Annotated in this window: 18 protein-coding genes; 13 read left to right on the top strand and 5 right to left on the bottom strand. The window is 60.0% G+C overall.

Annotation, left to right across the window (positions count from 1 at the left end; all coding sequences use genetic code 11):
• Positions 1-8 precede the first annotated feature (8 nt).
• Positions 9-764: an SDR family NAD(P)-dependent oxidoreductase gene (locus tag F8N62_RS15265; RefSeq protein ID WP_126588869.1), complete on the top strand. Its 756-nt coding sequence runs from the start codon at positions 9-11 to the stop codon at positions 762-764.
• A gap of 28 nt (positions 765-792) precedes the next feature.
• On the opposite strand, the gene folE is transcribed toward F8N62_RS15265, so the two are convergent.
• The 3 genes from folE to F8N62_RS15250 all read right to left on the bottom strand — a co-directional run bounded on the left by folE (position 793) and on the right by F8N62_RS15250 (position 5,643).
• The gene (gene folE, locus F8N62_RS15260) at positions 793-1,350 is read right to left on the bottom strand and encodes a GTP cyclohydrolase I FolE (protein WP_057005034.1); all 558 of its coding nucleotides are present in this window, start codon (positions 1,348-1,350) and stop codon (positions 793-795) included.
• Between the two features lie 84 nt (positions 1,351-1,434).
• Positions 1,435-4,998 (bottom strand): indolepyruvate ferredoxin oxidoreductase family protein, encoded by a 3,564-nt coding sequence (locus tag F8N62_RS15255; protein WP_057005035.1) that lies wholly within the window; start codon positions 4,996-4,998, stop codon positions 1,435-1,437.
• A gap of 195 nt (positions 4,999-5,193) precedes the next feature.
• Positions 5,194-5,643 (bottom strand): hypothetical protein, encoded by a 450-nt coding sequence (locus F8N62_RS15250; protein WP_082643857.1) that lies wholly within the window; start codon positions 5,641-5,643, stop codon positions 5,194-5,196.
• A 229-nt stretch (positions 5,644-5,872) separates the two neighbouring features.
• On the opposite strand from F8N62_RS15250, the gene F8N62_RS15245 reads away from it, so the two are divergent.
• The 8 genes from F8N62_RS15245 to F8N62_RS15210 all read left to right on the top strand — a co-directional run bounded on the left by F8N62_RS15245 (position 5,873) and on the right by F8N62_RS15210 (position 14,892).
• On the top strand, positions 5,873-7,543 hold the full coding sequence (locus F8N62_RS15245) for a DUF1302 domain-containing protein (RefSeq protein ID WP_090234955.1): 1,671 nt from the start codon (positions 5,873-5,875) through the stop codon (positions 7,541-7,543).
• A gap of 66 nt (positions 7,544-7,609) precedes the next feature.
• Positions 7,610-8,962: a DUF1329 domain-containing protein gene (locus F8N62_RS15240; protein ID WP_057005036.1), complete on the top strand. Its 1,353-nt coding sequence runs from the start codon at positions 7,610-7,612 to the stop codon at positions 8,960-8,962.
• 64 nt (positions 8,963-9,026) lie between these two features.
• Positions 9,027-9,845, top strand: a complete 819-nt coding sequence (locus tag F8N62_RS15235) for an SDR family NAD(P)-dependent oxidoreductase (protein ID WP_020300832.1) — start codon at positions 9,027-9,029, stop codon at positions 9,843-9,845.
• Positions 9,846-9,878: 33 nt separating this feature from the next.
• On the top strand, positions 9,879-10,328 hold the full coding sequence (locus F8N62_RS15230) for a nuclear transport factor 2 family protein (protein WP_020300831.1): 450 nt from the start codon (positions 9,879-9,881) through the stop codon (positions 10,326-10,328).
• 38 nt (positions 10,329-10,366) lie between these two features.
• Positions 10,367-11,731 carry a phosphotransferase family protein gene (locus F8N62_RS15225; protein ID WP_150709207.1) on the top strand — a complete coding sequence of 455 codons (1,365 nt, stop codon included), beginning with the start codon at positions 10,367-10,369 and terminating at the stop codon, positions 11,729-11,731.
• A 59-nt stretch (positions 11,732-11,790) separates the two neighbouring features.
• Positions 11,791-12,612: an SDR family NAD(P)-dependent oxidoreductase gene (locus F8N62_RS15220; protein WP_020300829.1), complete on the top strand. Its 822-nt coding sequence runs from the start codon at positions 11,791-11,793 to the stop codon at positions 12,610-12,612.
• 11 nt (positions 12,613-12,623) lie between these two features.
• Positions 12,624-13,871, top strand: a complete 1,248-nt coding sequence (locus tag F8N62_RS15215; protein WP_020300828.1) for an MFS transporter — start codon at positions 12,624-12,626, stop codon at positions 13,869-13,871.
• Between the two features lie 94 nt (positions 13,872-13,965).
• Positions 13,966-14,892, top strand: a complete 927-nt coding sequence (locus tag F8N62_RS15210; protein ID WP_020300827.1) for a quinone oxidoreductase family protein — start codon at positions 13,966-13,968, stop codon at positions 14,890-14,892.
• A 39-nt stretch (positions 14,893-14,931) separates the two neighbouring features.
• Here F8N62_RS15210 and F8N62_RS15205 read toward each other — a convergent pair whose 3' ends face one another.
• Positions 14,932-15,837 (bottom strand): helix-turn-helix domain-containing protein, encoded by a 906-nt coding sequence (locus F8N62_RS15205; RefSeq protein WP_020300826.1) that lies wholly within the window; start codon positions 15,835-15,837, stop codon positions 14,932-14,934.
• Positions 15,838-15,979: 142 nt separating this feature from the next.
• Between F8N62_RS15205 and F8N62_RS15200 the strand changes: the two genes are divergently transcribed.
• Entirely contained in the window at positions 15,980-16,891 is a 912-nt protein-coding gene (locus tag F8N62_RS15200; protein ID WP_020300825.1) for a LysR family transcriptional regulator, read from the top strand.
• Positions 16,892-16,896: 5 nt separating this feature from the next.
• Here F8N62_RS15200 and F8N62_RS15195 read toward each other — a convergent pair whose 3' ends face one another.
• Positions 16,897-17,520 (bottom strand): TetR/AcrR family transcriptional regulator, encoded by a 624-nt coding sequence (locus F8N62_RS15195; protein ID WP_032904483.1) that lies wholly within the window; start codon positions 17,518-17,520, stop codon positions 16,897-16,899.
• Positions 17,521-17,814: 294 nt separating this feature from the next.
• Here F8N62_RS15195 and F8N62_RS15185 point away from each other — a divergent pair, with 294 nt between their 5' ends.
• The 3 genes from F8N62_RS15185 to F8N62_RS15175 are packed head-to-tail and all read left to right on the top strand — an operon-like array spanning position 17,815 to position 21,225.
• Positions 17,815-18,066, top strand: a complete 252-nt coding sequence (locus F8N62_RS15185; RefSeq protein WP_154220403.1) for a ferredoxin — start codon at positions 17,815-17,817, stop codon at positions 18,064-18,066.
• A gap of 52 nt (positions 18,067-18,118) precedes the next feature.
• Positions 18,119-19,738, top strand: coding sequence for a GMC family oxidoreductase (locus F8N62_RS15180; protein ID WP_057005038.1), 1,620 nt, complete (start codon positions 18,119-18,121; stop codon positions 19,736-19,738).
• Entirely contained in the window at positions 19,735-21,225 is a 1,491-nt protein-coding gene (locus F8N62_RS15175) for an aldehyde dehydrogenase family protein (protein WP_020300823.1), read from the top strand. Before F8N62_RS15180 ends, F8N62_RS15175 begins: the two co-directional genes overlap by 4 nt.
• Positions 21,226-21,233 lie beyond the last annotated feature (8 nt).

The raw sequence follows: 21,233 nt of genomic DNA, 5'->3' as shown, positions 1-21,233 counted from the left end.
GAAAGCCCATGCAACTGGCCGGTAAACGAATCATCGTCACGGGAGGCGCCAGGGGTATCGGCGCGGCAGTGGTCAAAGCATTTGTGGAGGAGGGAGCCTATGTCGTCAGCCTCGACCTGGGCGAAGCCGCCTTGATGACGGGGGACGGTGGCGGGTGGGCGCATACACGAGTCTGCGATATCGCTGACAGCCAATCCGTGGATGCCGCTTTCGCCTGGGCCAACGAACGGCTCAATGGTCTGGATGTGCTGGTACATGCTGCGGGTATCGCGCCGAATGCCAGTGCCGACAGCATCACGCTGGACGAGTGGGAAAAAGTCTTTGCGGTGAATACCCGTGGCACATTCCTGACCAACCGCGCGGCCTATGAGCTGCTGAAGGGCAGCGGTGGGCGGATCATCAACTTCGCCTCTGCGGCAGGCGTCATCGGACAGCCCGGCAAAGCCCATTACGCGGCCAGCAAGGGGGCGGTGCTGGCGTGGACGCGCACGGTGGCGCGGGAATGGGGCCCCTTGGGCATTACCGTCAACGCTATCGCCCCGGCGATGTGGACGCCGATGTACGAGGCGACTCGCGCGAGCATGAGCACCGAGCAATTGCAGCAGCACGATGCCTACATGACAAGGCAAGTGCCCATCGGCGGACAGCTGGGTGAACCGGCCCGGGATCTGGCGCCTGTGCTGGTATTTCTTGCCGGAGACGGTTCGCGATTTGTCACCGGGCAAACGTTGATGATTGATGGCGGCATGCTGATGCTCAGTTGAGTTGAAGGTGGGGCGCCTGGCGCCTCTCCTAGCGACCGCGGATCAACTGCAAAAACTCCTGGCGGGTGTTGTACGACTCGCGGAACGCGCCGAGCATTACCGAGGTGCTCATCACCGAGTTCTGCTTCTCCACACCGCGCATCATCATGCACATGTGTTTTGCCTCGATCACTACCGCCACTCCGGCGGCATCGGTCACTAGGGAAATCGCGTCGGCAATCTGCCGTGTCAGGTTTTCCTGAATCTGCAAACGGCGAGCGAACATATCGACAATGCGGGCCACTTTCGACAGCCCCAGCACCTTACCAGTGGGAATATAGGCGACATGGGCCTTGCCAATAAACGGCAGGAGGTGGTGTTCGCAGAGTGAGTACAGTTCGATGTCACGGACGATGACCATCTCATCGTTGTCCGATTCAAACAACGCGCCGTTGACGATCTGTTCGAGGCTTTGCTGATAGCCATGACACAGGTACTGCATGGCTTTCGCCGCGCGTTTTGGCGTGTCCAGCAAGCCTTCTCGCTCTGGATCTTCGCCCACTCCGTGAAGAATCTCCCGGTAGTTTCTGGCCAGCTCTTCGTTCATGGGTCGACCTTATTGTTTTAGCCAACTTCCCGGGCGGCATCGCATGCAACCCGGGTCCTGGCACCTGGCCCAGGGCCGGGATATTTACAGTTGAGTGATGGCGATTTTGCCGGTGACCTGGCTGGCATCGTGAAACGTGACACTCGGACCATTACGCCATTGCTCAAGCAATTGCGCCTGGCGCTTTTCGGCGTGGCCGAGGAAACGCTCTTTCACCGGACCATAACCGCGAACGCTGTCTGGCAACTCCGCCAACTCCTGAGCAAGGCTCAGCTTGTCGGCCGTCAAGCCAGTGAGTACTTCATCGAGGACGCGTTCGTAACTGGCCAGCCAGTTGCGTTCCACCTTGCGTTCATGGGTACGACCGAACGGATCAAGCCAGGTATTACGCAGGAACTTGAGCCTGGCCAGCAGCTTGAAGCCTTGCAGCATCCACGGGCCGAAGCTGCGTTTTTTCGGTTCGCGACCGGAGCCGTTATCGTTCAGCAGCGGTGGTGCCAGGTGGAAGCGCAGGCGGTAGTCGCCCTCGAAGCCGGCCTGGATTTTTTCCAGGAATTGTCCATCGGTAAACAGGCGCGCCACTTCGTATTCATCCTTGATCGCCAGCACTTTGAAGTAATATCGGGCGACACTCGCCGACAGCTTGCCGGGTTGTCCGAACAGTGCGGTTTCCGCCTTGATGAATTGCTCGACACGAAACCGGTAGCGTTGGGCATAGGCGTAGTTCTGGTACGCAGTGAGAAACTCCATGCGCCGTGCCAGCGTTTCTTCCAGGCTTTGCGACAGTAAGCGGTCCGGGCTTTGCACCTTGCCGGCTTCCAGTTTGCGTAAAACCCGTGGCAAGTCATGGGCGCTGCACCGGCCCCAGTCAAAGGCCGAGAGGTTGAAGGGCACCGCGGTGCCGTTCAGTTCGATGGCCTGTAGCAGCGCCGCTTTACCCACCGGCAACCAGCCTTTCTGGTAGGCATAGCCGAGCATGAAGGTGTTCGTGGCTATCGAATCACCCAACAACGCCGTGGCAATTTTGCTGGCGTCGACAAAGTCCGCCTGGTCGGAGCCCACTGCTTCGACAATTTGTGCCGACATGCTCTGGGTCTGGAATTTCGGGTCCGGGTGTTTGAGCAAATCACCACTTTCCGCTTGCTGGGCGAAGGTGCGCACAAAAGCGCTGGTAATGCTTTCCTCGCTGTTGACCACGGCATGGGTGACGCCGTGACGCAGCTTGGACAAGGTTTCGGTGTTGGCACTGACCACCAGGTCGCAACCCAGCAGCAAGCCCGCTTCACCCTCGGCAATCCGCGGTGCAAACAATTGTTCCTGGTGCGCGGCGATGCGGATGTGCGACCACACCGCGCCGCCTTTTTGCGCCATGCCGGCCATGTCCAGATTGAGCGTGCCTTTACCTTCGATGAACGCCGCCATCCCCAGCAGGGCACCGATGGTCACCACGCCCGTACCGCCCACGCCAGTGATCAGGATGCTGTAAGGCTCATCCAGCGCGACGGTCGCGGGCGTCGGCAAATCCCACACGTCATCCTTCGCGGCCGCCAAGGCCTTGGGTTTGCGCAAGGTGCCACCTTCGACCGTGACAAAACTCGGGCAAAAACCGTTGAGACACGTGAAGTCTTTGTTGCAAGAGGACTGGTCGATTTCACGCTTGCGGCCGAACTCGGTTTCCACCGCCACCACCGACATACAGTTGGATTTGCTGCTGCAATCGCCACAGCCTTCACACACTGCTTCATTGATTACGACACGGCGTGCCGGATCCGGAAACTTGCCGCGCTTGCGACGCCGACGCTTTTCCGCAGCGCAGGTCTGGTCATAGATGATTGCGGATACGCCCTGGAACTGGCGCAGCTGTTCCTGCACTTCGTCCATCTGGTCGCGACGCAGCACCGGCACGCCGTCTGCCAGATCATGGATGTGCTGATACTTCTCGACATCTTCGCTGACCACCACCACACGCTGCACGCCTTCTGCAACGAGTTGCCGGCTGATTTGCGCCACGCTGAGGCTGCCGTCCACTGGTTGGCCGCCGGTCATGGCCACGGCGTCGTTGTAGAGAATCTTGTAGGTGATCTGCACCTTGGCCGCGATGGCAGCCCGAATCGCGAGAATGCCGGAGTGGAAATAGGTTCCGTCACCGAGGTTGGCGAACACATGTTGAGTAGTGGTAAACGGTGCCTGGCCGATCCACGCCACGCCTTCGCCCCCCATCTGACTGAACGTCTGGGTCTGCGGGTAGATCCAGGCGGCCATGTAATGGCAGCCGATGCCGGCCAATGCGCGACTGCCCTGCGGGACTTTGGTCGAGGTGTTGTGCGGGCAACCGGAACAGTAGTGGGGCACGCGTTCCATCAGGTTACTGAACTGGTCTTTGCTCGCCAATTGCGCATCCAGCACCGCCAGGCGCACTTGCAGCGGGCCACTTTGATGCAGGCGCAAAATGCGTTTGGCCAGCGCCCGGGCGATCATAGCCGGGGTCAGGTCGTTGATGGCGGGTAGCAACCAACCCGTGTGCGGCAGGCTCCACTCACCCTTGTCGTCAAACTTGCCGACGATGCGCGGGCGCACATCCTCGCGCCAGTTGTAGAGTTCTTCCTTCAACTGGTACTCGATCATGTGGCGTTTTTCTTCCACCACCACGATTTCTTCCAGGCCCTCGGCGAACTGCCGGACGCCTTCAGCCTCCAGCGGCCAAACCATGCCGACCTTGTAGACCCGCAGGCCAATCTGCTGGGCGAGTGTTTCGTCGATGCCGAGGATTTTCAGTGCCTGGCAAACGTCGAGGTACGATTTGCCTGACGTGATGATGCCGATGCGCGCTTTCGCTGAGTCCATCACGACACGGTCGAGGCGGTTGGCCCGTGCATAGGCGAGGGCAGCATATAGCTTGTGTTCCAGCAGGCGCTGTTCCTGTGCCAGGGGCGGGTCCGGCCAACGGATATTCAAGCCACCTTCGGGCAGCGGGATATCGGGAATGATCGGTTGTACGCGATGAATGTCGATGTCGACGACGGCCGCGCTCTCTACGGTATCGGCCACCGCTTTGAGGGCGACCCAGCAGCCGGAATAGCGCGACATGGCCCAGCCATGCATGCCGTAGTCGAGGTATTCCTGCACCCCCGATGGCGCCAGCACCGGCATCATCACCGCTTTGAAAATGTGTTCGGTCTGGTGCGGTAGCGAGGAGGAGCGTGCGCCATGGTCGTCGCCGGCAATGGCCAGCACGCCGCCAAATTTCGAGGTGCCGGCGGCGTTGGCGTGGCGGAACACATCGCCGCAGCGATCGACGCCCGGACCCTTGCCGTACCACATGCCAAACACGCCATCGTAGGTGGCGCCTTCGAAGAGATTGACCTGTTGCGTACCCCAGATTGAGGTAGCAGCGAGGTCTTCGTTCATGCCTGGATGGAACACCGTGTGGTGTTCCTTGAGGTAGTCGCGCGCCTTCCACAATGCCTGGTCGAAACCACCCAGCGGCGAGCCACGGTACCCGGAAATAAAACCGGCGGTATTCAAGCCATTGGCCAGATCGCGTTGGCGCTGCATCAGCGGCAGACGCACCAGCGCCTGAATCCCGGTGAGCAAAACTTTTCCAGTGTGCTGGACGTACTTGTCATCCAGAGACGGGGGCGCACTCATGTTCATCCTCCAGGCTTTATTGTCATGGCGGCGCCAGGAGAGCGGCGTTGCCTAGTTATTGGCTGGAGTCTAGGGAGCAGTTTTGCCATCGTAAAATCACAAAAACAATGGGGCGGTATCGGATATTCAAATACCGCAACGCACACTGTTCTTCACGCTGTTGTAGATAAAGCCGGTTATCGGTCTGGTGTCATTTCACCTTGTTTCGGGCTTGATATCCCCACAGAAAATATCCACGTTGCCATCGGCCGGAGTGGTCCTTATTACTAAGTAATATCCACCAGAAAGCAGCTCTGCCAGCGTCACTGGCGCACTTCGTGAATAGGTCCAGCCGCGCGTTGCAGAAATGCGATTGGTGTTGATCCGGTCATTCATTGCATAGGCGACAGTCCCGGGGCGCTCGCAGCTGCCTTTGTTGATAAAGGTGTAGAGATTCAAGGGCCGAAGGGTGCCGCTTGGAACTCCACTGACGACAAAGGAAAACGCTGTCTCATTGCCCTGAACGGCCAGCGTTGCATTGGCGATCTGACCGCCGTTGCGTGGTGTAGCGTTCAAGGGAACAGTCACTGTCTGGCTTGATGAAGTCGTACAGCCGACGATCATCGCAGCGGCTAGGAGTGTCGCTGTCCGGGTTCCCGATTTCATGGTCACCTCCTGTACTCAAAAAGTACGATCCAGGACCTTTGAGTATAGGTCGGGAGTATTTGACCAATACCAAAATGCATTTCAGCAATACTCCCAATCGTTGTCTCGAACCTCCCCGTCCCGTCTACTTCAGTCCATACCGAAAGCCCACAGACGAGCGCTCATTGGCGCGGTCCAGACGGCCCAACGCTTCGGCTGCCAACAACAATAAAAAGTAATGGGAGTGTTGATGATCGACGCAAAGCTAAAGCCGTTAAGCCTGGCTGTCTGGTTCAGCGTGACCGGGTGTGCCTTGACTGTTGGCGCTGTGCAGGCCGCCGAGTTTGATACCGGCAATCCGGACTGGACCGCGCGCTGGGACAACACCGTACGTTACAACCTGGGCATACGGGCCGAGGGGCGCGACTCCGCGTTGGCCAATAACGCCAGCTACGACGAGTCCGACGCCAAGTTTGATCGGGGCGATGTGGTGACCAATCGTGTCGATTTGATGAGCGAAATGGAGGTCGCGTACAAGCAGTACAACGGCTTTCGCATCAGCGGCGCTGGCTGGTACGACCAGGCATATGAAAACACTGATGTCGAAACCAGCCCCGGCAATGTTTACTACCCAGGTGCGTTCCCCGGTACCAGCACGCCGAGCTACAACAACGGTAAATACTCCAGCTTCACCAAACGCTATCACCGTGGCCCTAGCGGCGAGTTGCTGGACGCCTTTGCGTTTACCCGCTTCGACCTGGGTGAGATTCCGGTCAGCGTGCGTGCCGGCCGGCATACCGTGTACTGGGGCAACGGCCTGCTGATTGCCGGGCATGCGGTGTCCTACTCGCAAGCACCGTTGGATGGGCGCAAGGCGGTGAGCAACCCTGGTACCGAGACCCGTGAAATCTTCCTGCCGCTGACGCAGATTTCAACCCAGGCTCAGGTCACCGACAAGTTGTCGCTGGCAGCGCAATACTTCTTCGAATGGGACACCACGCGCGCGCCTGAAGGCGGTACCTATCTGGCCTCCGCCGACGTCGCCCTGGAAGGGCCGGACCGTTTGCCATTGTTCAGCGGTGTTTCGCGGCCGTTGATTGATCCGGTCAAACCCAAGGACAGGGGCAACTGGGGCGTGATGGGCACCTACAGCTTCGACTTCCTGCATTCGGAGGTCAGCGCGTTCTATCGCGAGTTCGATGACTACAACCCGTGGGGCCTGCAAGTAGCGCCGACCTTCGCCCGTTACGTGTACGCCGAGAACGTCAAGCTCTATGGCCTGGGTTACTCCGCAGGTCCGGTATTGGGCGGAGGTTCCCTCGGCGTCGACCTGTCGTATCGCCAGAACACCTCGCTGGTCTCCAGCAACATCAGCACTGCCGACAATCAGGGCGCTCGCGGTGACACGTGGCACATGGTGGTCAACGGCCTGTGGTTGCTGCCGCGCACCGATTACTTCGACACCGGCAGCCTGATCACCGAAATGGCGTTCAGTCATGTGCAACGGGTGACCAAGCACGAGGAACTGTTCAAAGGAGAAGGCTATGGCGGCTGCCCGGCGGGGCAGGACAAGCATTACGGCTGCGCTACCAAGAACTATGTCGGCCTGGCCGTTAGCTTTGCGCCGCAATGGCTTGGGGTGTTCCCTGGCTGGAATATTTCCACGCCCATGAGTGTGGATTACGGCGTCAACGGCAATGCCGCCACGGGCGGTGGCAACGAAGGCAAATACACCTGGAAAGCAGGTGTGAAGGGCACCTACGACGAGCGCGTCGACGTGACTCTGTCGTACATCGGCTACGGCAGCGAACGCAAATATGCAGACGTTGCCGGCGTCGGAAAAACCGTCGTCGGGGGCACCGGCGACGTCGGCCTGACCGACCGCAACTGGGTCTCGCTGACCCTCAGCACTGCGTTCTGAGCCGCGCCTGAACTGCAATGCAGTGATCACCGGACTCGGCGATCACCCATCTGAATGGAGAACGTTATGACGGTTAATGCATATGCGATGGGCCTTGTGGCCATTGCTTTGGCGGGGGCGGCTGTGGCCGATGAGGGCGCTACCACCGCCGACCTGGGCGGTAAGCTCACGAGCTTTGGCGCGATTGTGGCGGGTAACGCGGCAGGCACTATTCCGCCCTACGACGGTGGCCTGAAAGTGCCCGCAGGGCTGGTGCCCGGCGACGGCAACTGGCCCAACCCGTTTGCCAATGAAAAACCCCGCTTGCGCATTACGGCGGCTAACGCCGACCAGTACGCCGACCAATTGGCGGCCGGGCAGCTGCAACTGCTCAAGCAGAACCCCGACACTTATTATCTTGAGGTGTACCCCACCCACAGGACGGCAACCTTTCCGGCGAATTTCCTGGCAGCCACCCAGCGCAACGCCAGCCGCAAGGACTGCAAAACCGAGAACGACGGGCTGTCGATCAGCGAAGGGTGCCGGGGCGGCCTGCCATTCCCGCTGCCGCGAGATGGCCGGGAATTGATGTGGAACTACATCCTCAACTATCAGGGCGTGAATGGCTGGGACTGGAACCACAGTGCCTACGTGGTTAATGAAGGCCACGCGACGCTAACCAACACCAATCGGTCCACCGGCGAAAAACCCTTCTACCAGATGGATGTTCCCGGGCGTGATCCGAAAATCGCCCAGCGTATCTGGTCGCGCATCGTCGCGCCGGCCCGTACGGCCGGCCAGGCATCCGGGTATTGGGATTATCTCGACCCGGTCGCCGACTCCCGCTACGCCTGGAGCTACAGCACCGGCCAGCGCCGCGTGCGCAAGGCTCCGGAATTCAACTACGACACCCCCAACTCGGCGTTCGGCGGGGTGGCGTTCTACGACGAAATCTTCCTGTTCTCCGGAAAGATGGACCGTTTCGACTGGAAGCTGGTGGGTAAAAAGGAAATGTTCATCCCCTACAGCAACTACACGCTGAAATGGGGTTGCGACATGGACAAGAAACTCATGCCCAAACACATCAATCCCGCGTGTGAACGCTGGGAACTGCACCGTGTCTGGGTGGTGGAAGCGACCCGCAAGGACGGCGTCCGCCACGCGCAGAAAAAACGCCGCTACTACATCGACGAGGACACCTTTGGTGCTGCGGTCTACGACGCCTGGGACGACAGCGGCGCGCTGTTCCGTACCGGCTCGCAATACAACATCGAGGCGTATGGCATTCCCAATAACCCGCAACAGGATTCCTACTCGTTGTACGACTTCACCCGTGACCAGTACGGCATGTTCGGCAACGGCCCGACGCGCTACCGCCAGGAACCGGTCGCCGAGCGTGAAGCCAATCCGCAGACCATTGCCGGTGGCCAGACCCGCTGACCTCATGCTCCTTTTCGGCGCTTGTCACAGGCGCCGATTTTTTTATCCGTCCCGAGACCCTTTTATGAGCGAGATTGTGCAACGTTTAGACGGCAAGGTCTGCGTCATCACAGGCGCCGGCAGTGGCATCGGCCGCGCCTCGGCACTGCGTTTTGCCCGGGAGGGCGCCACGGTAGTGGTCACCGACCTTTTCGCCGAATCGGCGCAGGCCGTGGCAGCTGAAATAGGTGCCAAGGCAATGGCCATGCAAGTGGATGTTGGTGAGGAAGGCGCCTTGCGGGAGATGGTCGAGCAGACTGTCGAGACCTTCGGTCGTATCGACGTGTTGTTCAATAACGCCGTGTACAGAAACCCGGCCACCACCCGCGATATCGACTTCATCAACTTCAACACCGAGCTGTTCCACAACTGCATGCGGGTCAACGTGTTGGGTGGCGTGTTGGCGTGCAAATACGCCTTGCCGCACATGCTCGCCCAGGGCAGCGGTTCGATTCTGTTCACCTCGTCCACCAGCTCGATTGCCGGCGAAATTTCTCAGTTCAGCTACGGCGCCTCCAAGGCCGCGCTCAACTGGTACGTGCAAAGCATTGCCGCCACCTTTGGCAAACGCGGCATTCGTTGCAACGGCATCCTGCCGGGAGTGATTCGCACGCCAGCCATGGAAAGTTGGGCCAACGAGGCGATGAAGTCGGCCTTTCTCGACCTGCAAAACGTACCGCAACTGGGCGAGCCGGAAGACATCGCCGCCATGGCCGCTTTCCTCGCCAGCGACGACGCCGCCTATGTCAACGGGACGCTGATGCGCGTGGACGGCGGTATGAGTTGCGGCACACCGATGGTGCCGGTGGTGCGCAACTTCCTGCTGCCTCAAACCTCGGTCTGATCCCGATCCATTCACTGCACTGGAGCCCGTTTCATGGCACTCGAACAGGAACGCTTCATCCTCGACATGCTGGCCGCCTGGGGCGATGGCAGCGACGGCAGCCGCCCCGATATCGAACGCATCATGGCCACCTTCGCCGACGACGCCGTCTGGCAACTGTGGGTGCCCGGTGGTCCCGTGATCCGGGGGCGCGATGCGTTACGCCGGGAGATAGAGCGACAGATGAGTTATGTCACGCATAACCGTTGCACCACGCGCCACATCGTCTCTTCGGAGCGCGTGGTGATGACCGAACGCGACGATTACTGCGTCAGCAACGGCGTCCCCATGCCGCACTCGATGGTGGCGGTGTATGAGCTGGACGAACACGGACTGATCTGTGCCTGGCGCGAGTACCTGGACACCGCCGACCTGGCGAAGAAAAAGGGCGTGCCGCTGGAGCAGGTAGGCGGGCCGAACGCTGGTAGCACCAGCACCCATTGAGAGCGGCGCTGGACATCAGCGCCTGAGGAATACCCCGTATGCCAACAACAATAAATACGACTGTTGATCCGGTCGAAGAAAAGCTGCGCACCTTTGTCGAAGGGCTGCTGGGCGGAAACATCACGGCCATGCAACGCCTGCTGCGCTGGCGTCCGGCGTGGAACCTTGAACTGCAACGCGATGGCGAAACCCTTCAATTGCATATTCGTGGCGAGCGAGGTGGTGATGTCAGCCCATTCCCGGATCTGCGCCGGGAGGCGGATATTCTCACCTTGCTCGGCCAGCAAGGTGTGCCGGTGCCGCGTATCTACGGCTTCTGCGAAGACCCGCAAGCCATCGTGATGGAGTTATTGCCGGGCAGTCGTGATATCAGCACGGCGATCAGTGATGCCGAGCGCCATGCTGTCGCACGCCAGTGGGTCGACGCCATGGCGCGCATGCACCAATTGCCGTTGCAACCCTTCATTGAGCAGGGCATTCACCTGCCGACCAGTGCCGAGGACATTACCCTCGCAGGTCTGGAAGCTTACTACCCGCTGTATGCACGCAATAAAACCAGGCCTCAGCCGCTGGTTGAATTCGCCCTCGGCTGGTTGCGCCGCAATGTGCCGCAGCACCGTATCCGGCCTGCTTTCGTGCAGTACGATTCAGGGCAATATCTGTTCGAGAGCGGACAGGTACAGGGTCTCTACGATTTCGAATTTGCCATGATCGGCGATCCCTTGGCCGACCTGGCGTCGGCGCGCATGCGTGACAATTACGAGCCGCTCGGGGACAGCTTCGCCGCCCTGTATCGCTACTACCAGCAAGTAACCGGCGAACCGGCGGAGCCCGATGTGGTGCGTTACCACACGGCACTGTTTGCCACCGTCAGCACGATGCAGTTCTCGGCGTCGGTGGCCACGCCACAACCGGGCGACCCACATGACACCTACACCGAGTTTGACATCGCCCTGCGCCGGGTGGTGGTGCATGCGCTGGCCGAAGCCATGGGTGTGCCTCTGCAAACGCCGAAACTGGACATGGTCAGCAGCGGCCCGAATGCCCAGTTGCTGACCATGCTCGCCGATGCCCTGGCGCAGGTGGAAGTCGGCAGTGACTTCCAGAAAACCAAGCTGCGCGCCGTGAGCAAACTGGTGGAGTACCTGGGCCGTGGCGATGCCATGGAATTGCACTTGCGCGAGCTGGAACAACAGGAGGCGCAAGTCCTGCTGGACCGCACCTTCAGTGACTACAGCGAGATTGATGCAGCGCTGGAAGCCTTTGTCAAAAGCGCCGGGCCTGAATACGACGGGCCTTTGCTGCGCCTGTTCATGGCGCACATCGAGCGGCGCGTCCTGGTCTACGGCAGCACCGCCATTGGCGCCTCCGCCCGCCACATCGACCTGCCACCCGTGGCCTGACAGGGTGAAACCTTTCTCGCCCGGTGGCTGGTCGCCGGGCCTTCGTATTCGGAGTGTTTATGTCTGTTCCTGATAATGCCTTCCTGCATCGGTATGGTCCGTGGGCGGTGATTGCCGGTGCCTCCCATGGTGTGGGCGCGGCGTTTGCCCGTGCCCTCGCCGAGCGTAGCCTCAACTGCGTCCTGGTGGCGCGCCGTGGCGACGCCCTGGCGCAATTGAAAGGCGAATTGGAGCAACGTTACGCCATCGAAGTGCTGGTGGTAATCCAGGACCTTTCTCAGCCCGATGCCTGTGAGCGATTGCTCGCGGCTGTCGGTGAACGTCAAGTTGGTCTGTTTATCTACAACGCGGGTGGCGATCCCTACATCACGCGCTTCCTCGATACCTCGACCGAGGACTGGGGCGCGTTGCTGCGCCTCAATTGCTTGACCGTGATGCAATGCAGCCATGCCTTTGGTGCCGCGATGCTGGAGCGCGGGCAGGGCGGCTTGCTGTTGGTGGGTTCCCAGGCTGCATTGGGGGGTATTCGCAAACTGGCGATGTACACCGCCACCAAAGGGTTTGCGCTGAACCTCGGCGAATCGTTATGGGCGGAGTGGAAAGACCGTGGCGTCGACGTGCTCAATTTGGTCATCGGCACTGTCGACACACCCACCATGCGCGATGCCATGGTCAAACTGAACATTGCCGACGCCCTGACCATGACCTTGCCCAAAGCAGATGACTTGGCGCTTCTGGCGCTTGAGCAACTGGGTAATGGCCCGACGCTGATTCACCCCGAAGACACCCTTGTTCAGGTCGAGACCGCACCTGGCCCGGCACGTCGTGCCCAGGTACTGAGCAAGAGCGCGCAAGCGGCTGTGTTTATTGGCAACGACTGAGGTCACACACCATGAAAGGCTTTGATAACGCAGAATTCAAACGCGGCTGGCGGGTGCTGATTCTGGCGCTGGTGGGCGTTGCCACCAGTTCCAGTTCGTTGCTGCTGTACAGCTTCAGCTCCATGGTGATTCCGCTGGAACAGGCCATGGGCTGGGGCAGGGCGGAGTTGCAGGCGGCGATCACCGCGTTATCGCTGGGCACCATCGTCGCGTCGCAATTGGCCGGCTGGCTCAACTCGCGCTACGGCTTGCGCCGGGTCACGTTGCTGTCGCTGCTCGCGTTGTCCCTGAGTGTCTTCACCCTGACCTGTATCAATGGCTCGATCTGGACCCTCTACCTTGGCTTTTTCCTGGTGCCGCTAGCCGGGCTGGGTACGTTGCAGGTGACCTGGTCGCACCTGGTGAACTTGTGGTTCGAGGAAAACCGTGGTCTGGCGCTGGCGATCATCCTCAGTGGCTCCGGACTGGCGGCCATCATGCTTCCGCTGATCACCGCCTGGGCGATCAGCCGGTGGAATTGGCAGGCGGGATTCCTCGCGCTGGGTGTATTGCCGGTGCTGCTGGCGTTGCCCTTGGCCTTACGCTGGTTGTTGCCGACCACCAATGTCAGCCACAACTCGACGCAACTCCCCGCCACCAGCGAACAAACCGGCGGTCTACTGCTGCGCGAGGCGATGCGCTCCTGGCGTTTCTGGGTGTGCAACCTGTCGATGACGTTGGTGGTGTCGTGCGTGGTGGGCATGGTCACCAACATTGTGCCGTTGCTGCAGGACCGTGGCCTGAGCGCCCTGCAGGCCAGTCAGATTTTCGCCAGCTTCGGCGTGTCGCTGATCCTTGGCCGACTATTGGTGGGCTACCTGATTGACCGGTTGTGGGCGCCCGGTGTTGCCTCTGTCGCGCTGCTGATGCCGGCATTTGCCTGCGGCATTTTTGCCTATGGGGATTCCAGTATTGCGATGTACACCCTCGCCACGTTGCTGGTCGGCGTGGGTGCCGGTGCCGAGTTCGATATCGCTGCTTTCCTGATCGCCCGTTACTTCGGCATGCGCGACTACGGCCGCTTGTTTGGCGCGCACCTGGGCTTGATTACCGCAGGTGCGGCGATCTCGCCGTTACTGTTCGCCGGGTTGTTCAAGCTCACCGGTGGCTACTCGGCCATGCTGCTGTTCAGTTTTATCTGCTTTGTCGTCGGCCCATTGCTGCTGCTGACATTGGGTGGGTATCCGCGATATCAGTCCGAGCCATTAGTTGCCAGTTAGAGAAGCTGCCGAAGTAAATATAGACAAATAACAGAATAATGTTCAATTATTGCCTCGAGTGCAGCCTGACAATAAAACAGACAAGGAGAATGCCATGCGTGCAGCAATCATTTCCGAGCGCAATGCGCCGCCGGTAGTGGGCGAGTTTCGTGATCCGCAGCCGCTAGACGGCTCGGTGCTGATCGATGTCGATACCGCTGGCCTTGGTGGCTGGGATGTACTCGGCGCCTACCGTCTGGGTGTTGAATATCCCTGTGTCATTCGCGGAGAAGGCGTTGGCCGTGCGCCGGATGGCCGCCGGGTGTATTTCGGCGAGCGCTCGGTGTTGCCGTTTGGTGCCTGGGCAGAGCGCACCCTGGTGCCGCAAGCCGAAGTATGGAATGTGCCGGACGACGTGGACGATAAAACCGCGATCAGCATGGGCATCGCTGCGACCGGCGCCATCGTGCCCCTGGAAAAAGCCGCGATTCAGAAGGGTGAGAAGGTGCTGATCCTGGGCGCCACCGGCACGCTCGGCCAGATCGCCCTGCAACTGGCGCGCGGTCTGGGTGCAGGCAAAGTGGTCGGTGCTGCCCGGTCCGCTGAAGCACTGGGGCGGTTGAAGTCGCGAGGCCTTGCCGATGAAGTGGTGACCCTGGGTGGCAGCGATGACGTCGCGGCGCTCAAGGATGCGGCCGATGGCGGATTTGATGTGGTGCTCGACCTCGTGTGCGGTCAACCGATGTTGACGTCGCTGAAGGCCACCAACTGGGGCGCACGGATCATGACCATTGGCACGGGAGCCGGCCGCCAGCTCAATCTGGATATTGCCGATCTGTTGTTTCGCAATCTGTCGTGCATCGGCACTGGCCAGCGCCCGCCCGCAGACCGTGAACAGATCTGGCTGCGTCTGCTGAAGATCGCCAAAGAGCAGCAGATTCAGGTGGATTACCTGGATTTTACCCTCGATCAGGCGGCTGAAGCCTGGGCCGCGCAGGTCAATGGGCCACACGCCAAAATCACCGCCACGATTCGTCGTTAAAGCCCGTATTGCTGGAAGGCGCCCTTGTCCGGGTGCCTTTCAGCGCTGGCGCTGGTGGCGAAATTCCTCGGGTGTGACACCGAGCTCTTTACGGAAGGCCGCGCTGAAAGCGGCGGCGTTGTTGAAGCCGGCCTGATAGGCCACTTGTTTGATCAGCAACCGTGGGTCAGCCAACAGCGCCACGGCTTTTTGCAAACGGGTTTGCGCGGCGTACTGGCGCAAGGTCATGCCGGTGGTGTTTTTGCAGCGACTGGACAGGGTCCGCAACGGCAGTTCGCAGGCCCGCGCCAAGTGGCCCAGTGAGCGGCCTTCGTCACTGGCGCTGTCGAGCAATTCACGCAGGATGTTGAGTTGACGATGGCTGAGTTTTTCAGCGCAGTGTGAGGAACAAGTGGCATCGTCGGGCGCGTCGATAAATTCGCGGCGCAGGTCCAAGGCAATGCTGGTGAGCAGGCACTCGGTGTGCAGCTCGCTGGCGAAGCCGGGGTTGGCGACTTCTTCGGCCAGCCGTTGCAACGAGGCGTGCAAGTAGCCGCTTTGCAGGTTGAGCATGGCTGCGCTGACGTTGTCCTGCCAGTTCCAGCGATAGCTGCCCAGGACGCCGAGTGAGGAGGGGTCGAATAGACACACAAGGGCCTTTTGCTCTCCGGCATCGTGACGCAGGTGGAACTCGGTGCCATGGGGAATGAACAACAGCTTGCCCAGGGGTTGGAATTGAGGCGCACCGTGGCTGGAAAAACCGCCGCAGTTAGGCTTGATCTGCGAGCTGGCCGGCAGCATCAAGCGCAACAGGCAACTGTCGCCGGTTTCTATCAAGGCAGTGCCAGTGTTGGACCATTGCGCGTGTTCGACCCGGATGTCGAAGCCTTGCCTGGCCAATGAAGCTTCGGTCAGGAAATTACCTGACGCTTCACAGTCGTACTCGCTGTAGTGGATCGCGTTCATTTTTCAACCTTCAGCCATTTTTATTATTGGCGCTGAAATTCGAAGGATAACGATACGTCAGGGCAGCTACCCGGTCTCGAGTGTAACCAGCCCGTGGACCGAGCTGTTTCATATATTCAGGCGGCAGGTATCAGAAAATCAGATGACGAAAGGCAAAGATATTTCCATGCGCCAACTGCGCTATTTCGTTGCCGCCGCCGACGCCGGCCAGTTTTCCCAGGCGGCGCTGAAGGCGCATGTATCGCAGTCGGCGATTACTGCGGCGGTGTTGCATCTGGAACAGTCCTTGGGCGTCAGCTTGTTCGACCGCTTGCCCCATGGCGTGGCGCTGACCGCTGAAGGCAACAAGTTTTCCCAGCATGCGCGGCACATTCTCGACACGCTGCAGGACGCTCTCAGTGAACCGCTGTTTCTCGGCCATGCGATGCAAGGAACCGTGCGTGTGGGTGCCTCCTACACGGTGCTCGGTTACTTTCTGCCAGCGCTGCTGGCACGCTTCAAACGTAGCTACCCTCAGGTAGAGATCGACCTGATCGACATGGACCGCCAGAGCATTGAAGCGGCCCTGAGCAATGGCGACCTCGACTTGGGCCTGGCAATTGTCTCCAATACGCCGAACTTGCACGGTTTCGCTCACCATGTGCTAATTCGTTCGCGCCGCCAACTCTGGCTGGCAAGTCAGCACCCATTGATGTCTGCCACCTCGATCAATCTCGAAGACGTCGCCGAGCATGCCTATATCCTGGCCACGGTCGATGAGGGGGAGACCTCGACCATGCGCTATTGGGAATCCCGCGGACTGGCACCCAAGGTGGCTTTTCGTACCTCATCCATGGAGGCATTGCGCGGGCTGGTGGGGCATGGTTTCGGTGTGACCATTCTCTCGGACATGCTGTACCGGGCCTGGTCTCTGGAAGGCAAGAAGATTGAAATCCGGCCGCTGGTGGATGTGATTCCACCCATGGAACTGGGGCTGATCTGGCTGCCGGATAACTGTTTGTCGGCACCGACCCAGGCATTCCGACAGTTTCTGATCATGGCCTGCGCCTCTTGATCCCGCTACTGGCGCACGTTGTTGTCAGGCGGCCAGGTGCCGTTGTTCATCAGGCTGTCGAAGGTTTCGGTCATTTCCCGCGCCGGGTTCGGATAGTCGTGGCGCACCCACCACAACCACAGCCCCACCAGGGCACCGACGAAACAGCGCACGGCGGCCTCGCCACGCAGTTGATCGATTTGGTACAGGCCCTGTTTCCGGTAGTGTTCCCGGACCTGGATGATCAGGATATTTTCCAGGTGCGCGAGAATCACGTTCTGTCCCGGGCCGCTGAAGAACGCCGTTGTCAGTGCCGCATGACGTTCGGTGGCGCTGAACAGCCAGGCCGAAACATCCAGCAGGACACGGCGGTCGCCATCAACTTCGGTGACCTTGGTCGAGGGAACGCCAATGGCTTCGTACCCGGCGACGATCAGGTCCTCCTTGTCGCGAAAGTGCGCGTAGAAGGTGGAGCGCGCGACCCCTGTACTGTCCAGTAATTGCTGGACCGTAATTCCTTCGTAGCCCTTTTCCAGCGCCAGGCGATACATGTGGTCCAGCAACAATTCCCGGGTGCGTTGGGAACGCAAGGCGTGGCGTTGACTGGCGTGATTTTTATCGGCTGTTTGCACGGAAGCTAGGTGAGACATTCTTAACCTCGGCAGCGCTTTTTATTGGTTTCATGACGGCGGGTACAAGAGCTTCCCGGCGGTGATCAGAACACAATGACAGAGGATTTTTTGCACCAGCAGGATTATTTTTAGAACATATTCGGCGAAAGTGTTAATTAATTCCGTCTATGCCGTACAGATTTGCGCTTCTGTTCGTTGTGGCTTTGCGTCTGCGGCCTTACCGTTTCTCCAGTCCGATAGAGACCTGGAGAACAATAATGAATAACGCTCCTGAAACGCCTGCACCTGTTCCTGCGCACATTCCCAAGCACCTTGCCCGCGATTTCGATCTATGGGCAGAGCTCACCGCCCACGGCGAAAACGCCTATCAACCAATCCGGCTGCGTAGGTCATGCCCGCTGCAACAACGTCGCGCCCGCGCTCTATCCACTCGATAACAACGGCTACATCGCCAGCAACGGCTTAAGTGTGCCGATTGGGCAAGAGCGGCTGGCAACCCGCGGTGCCCGTGCCTGCCCGGAACGGGTCATCGAGGTTCGCGATACATCCGACGAACACCGGTGAGTGCCGCCTTGGTAATGGAAGACTTTCAGCAACCCGCAAAAGAAGAACAACAATGAGCAAAACCTACGACTACATCATCATCGGTGCGGGGTCATCCGGCTGCGTCCTGGCCAATCGCTTGTCTGCCGACACGAACGTTTCGGTGCTGCTGATCGAGAGCGGACCGGATCACACCAGTCCGTTGATTGCCATGCCCCGTGGCATTGGCAAACTGCTCAGCCCCGGCAATCCGCATGTGTGGAGCTACAAGGCTGCACGCGGTGAGGGTATGAGCGATGAGCAATGGCTCAAAGGCAAAACGATTGGCGGCTCCAGTTCGGTCAACGGCATGGTCTATGTACGGGGAGCACCCGCTGATTATGATCATTGGGAAGCGCAAGGCTGCGCGGGCTGGGGCTGGAAAGACATGGGCCGGCAGTTTGTCGCCCTCGAAGACCACCAGTTGGGCAAGAGCCAATGGCGCGGAGTCGGTGGCCCGCTCAAAGTCACGGTGCACCCATCGGGCCACGCCCTGTGCGATGCCGTCATCAGCGCGGCCGGTGAGCTGGGTGTGGCGCGCACTGAAGACACCAATCATATCGACTCGGTCACTCAGGGTGGCTTCGGCTATCAGCCGCAAACCACCTGGAAAGGCCAGCGATTCAGTGCCGCCAAGGCCTTTCTCGATCCGGTGCGCGCACGTCCGAATTTGACGTTAATGACCGGCACGGATGTTCAACGCATCGAGTTCAGCAATCACCGTGCCTGTGCCGTGCAGGTCAACAACAGCGCCGGCAAGGAACGCTTCGAAGTGCGCCGCGAGGTGTTGTTGTGCGCCGGTGCCATTGAATCGCCGAAGCTGTTGCAACTGTCTGGCATCGGCCCGGCCGCACTGTTGAACTCGCTGGGTATCAGTGTGCTGCACGACGCCCCCGAGGTCGGGCGTAACCTGCGTGAGCACGTGTACATGGCCATGCAGTATCGGGTCACCCGTGGCAGCTTCAATCACTGCTTCCATGGGATTGGGTTACTCGGTGCAGTGGCCCAATACTTTTTGCGCAAGAAAGGACCGATGACCCACGCCGCTCACGAGGCCGGTGGTTTCATCAAGACGCGCCCGGAGCTGGATCGTCCGGACGCGCAAATCGGCGTCAGCCTCTATTCCATGGATGGCGACGGTAACAAGGTCGAAATCGACAAGGAGCCCGGCCTGACCATCGGTGGCTATTTCCTGCGTCCGCAGAGCCAGGGTGAGGTGCGCATTCAATCGGCGGACGCCACGGTTCCACCCCGGATCAACGCCAATTATTTGAGCGCCGAGATCGATCGCACTTCCGCAATTGCCTTGTTTCGCTGGTTCCGCCGTCTGGCTGCACAGCCGGTGCTCAAGCCATTCATTGTCGGCGAGCTGACACCGGGACCGGAGGTAGAAAGCGACGCGCAAATTCTTGCTGCGTTCCGCCGCTTCGGCCAGACCGCCTATCACGTTTCCGGGACCTGTCGCATGGGTGCCGACAGCGCGTCGGTGCTCGATCCGCAACTGCGTGTGCGCGGCGTCGAGGGCCTGCGTGTGGTCGACACTTCGGTGATGCCGTGCCTGGTTTCCGGTAACACCAATGCCCCGGCCATGGCCATTGCCATGCGCGCTGCAGAAATTATCACCGGCAAAGTCTCAGGAGATCCAACACCATGAGTGTTCCCTTTACCCAGCTGGACAAGCTGTACATCGATGGCGCGTGGGTGGATGTTGACGGTCCGCGCGAAGCAGTGCTCAACCCGGCCACCGAAGCGGTCATCGGTCATGCACCGAATGGTGATCTGCAGAGCGCCGACGCAGCCATCGCCGCCGCACGCAACGCCTTTGATAACGGCCCTTGGCCCTGGTTGAGCATGGCCGAACGGGCCGGGTACATGCGGCGGATGCACGCAGCTTTGGTGGCAAAAAGGGAGGAAATTGCCGCGCTGATTATCGCTGAGGTCGGCTGTTCCCAAGGCGTGACTTATGCCATGCAGGTGGACATGCCGCTGGGCCATGTGCTGACCGCGATCGAGCAGTCTGTGCACAGCGACAGCTTGCAGATTCCGGTGCAGGCCAATCCCAATCCGTTCAACCCGGCAGGGCCGATGATTCTCGGCAGCGGCACGGTGGAGCGTGAGGCCATCGGCGTGGTGGCCGGCATCACCGGCTATAACTTTCCGTTTCTTCTTAACTTGGCCAAGGTGTTTCCGGCCTTGCTGGCCGGCAACACCCTGGTGCTCAAGCCTTCGCCATTTACCCCGTACTCGGCGCTGTTGTTCGGTCAGATCGCTGAAGAAATCGGCCTGCCCCAGGGCGTACTCAACATTGTCACCGGCGGTATTGAAGTGGGCGGCTTGTTGAGCAGCGACCCGCGGGTGGACATGGTCTCGTTCACCGGTTCGGAAACGGTCGGCATGAGCATCATGAGTCAGGCGGCGCCGACCCTGAAGCGCGTGCATCTGGAACTGGGCGGCAAATCGGCGTTGATCGTGCGCGCCGATGCCGACATTCAGGCCACCGCGCTGGGAGCTGTCGCCGGGCTGGCGGTCAACGCGGGGCAGGGCTGTGCATTGCTCACCCGCTTCGTTGTGCATCACTCGGTACGCGAGCAATTCGTGCAGTGCGCCAAAGCCATTGCCGGGCAGTGGAAGGTCGGTGACCCGGCGGACCCGAGCGTGATGATGGGCCCGCTGATCCGCGAGTCGCAGCGCGCCAAGGTCGAGCATTTCATCGCCAGCGGCCGCGACGCCGGGGCCACGCTGGTCTGCGGTGGTGGACGACCTGCGCATCTGCGCCAGGGCTTCTTCAGCGACATCACCCTGTTCGATGACGTAAGCAACGACATGCTCATCGCCCAGGAGGAAATCTTCGGGCCGGTGGGGGTGGTGATCGGTTTCGACAGTGATGACGAGGCGGTTGCCATTGCCAACGATTCGCGGTTTGGCCTCAACGCCGCTGTTTCCTCTGCAGATGCCGCCACCGCCTATGCCATGGCTCGACGAATTCGTGCCGGCAGTGTGTACCTCAATGGGGGTAGCGGCAGCTTGCCTTATGCGCCCATCGGCGGCTTCAAACGTTCAGGACTGGGCCGTGAGTTCGGGCCGAACTGGCTTAAAGAATTCACCCAGGAGAAATCCATCATCTACCCCATCGGCCGCTAGCCATGACA

The sequence above is a fragment of the Pseudomonas fluorescens genome, from assembly GCF_902497785.1.
GTDB classification, from domain to species: domain Bacteria; phylum Pseudomonadota; class Gammaproteobacteria; order Pseudomonadales; family Pseudomonadaceae; genus Aquipseudomonas; species Aquipseudomonas fluorescens_BO.
This window is presented reverse-complemented; position numbering and strand designations above follow the sequence as displayed.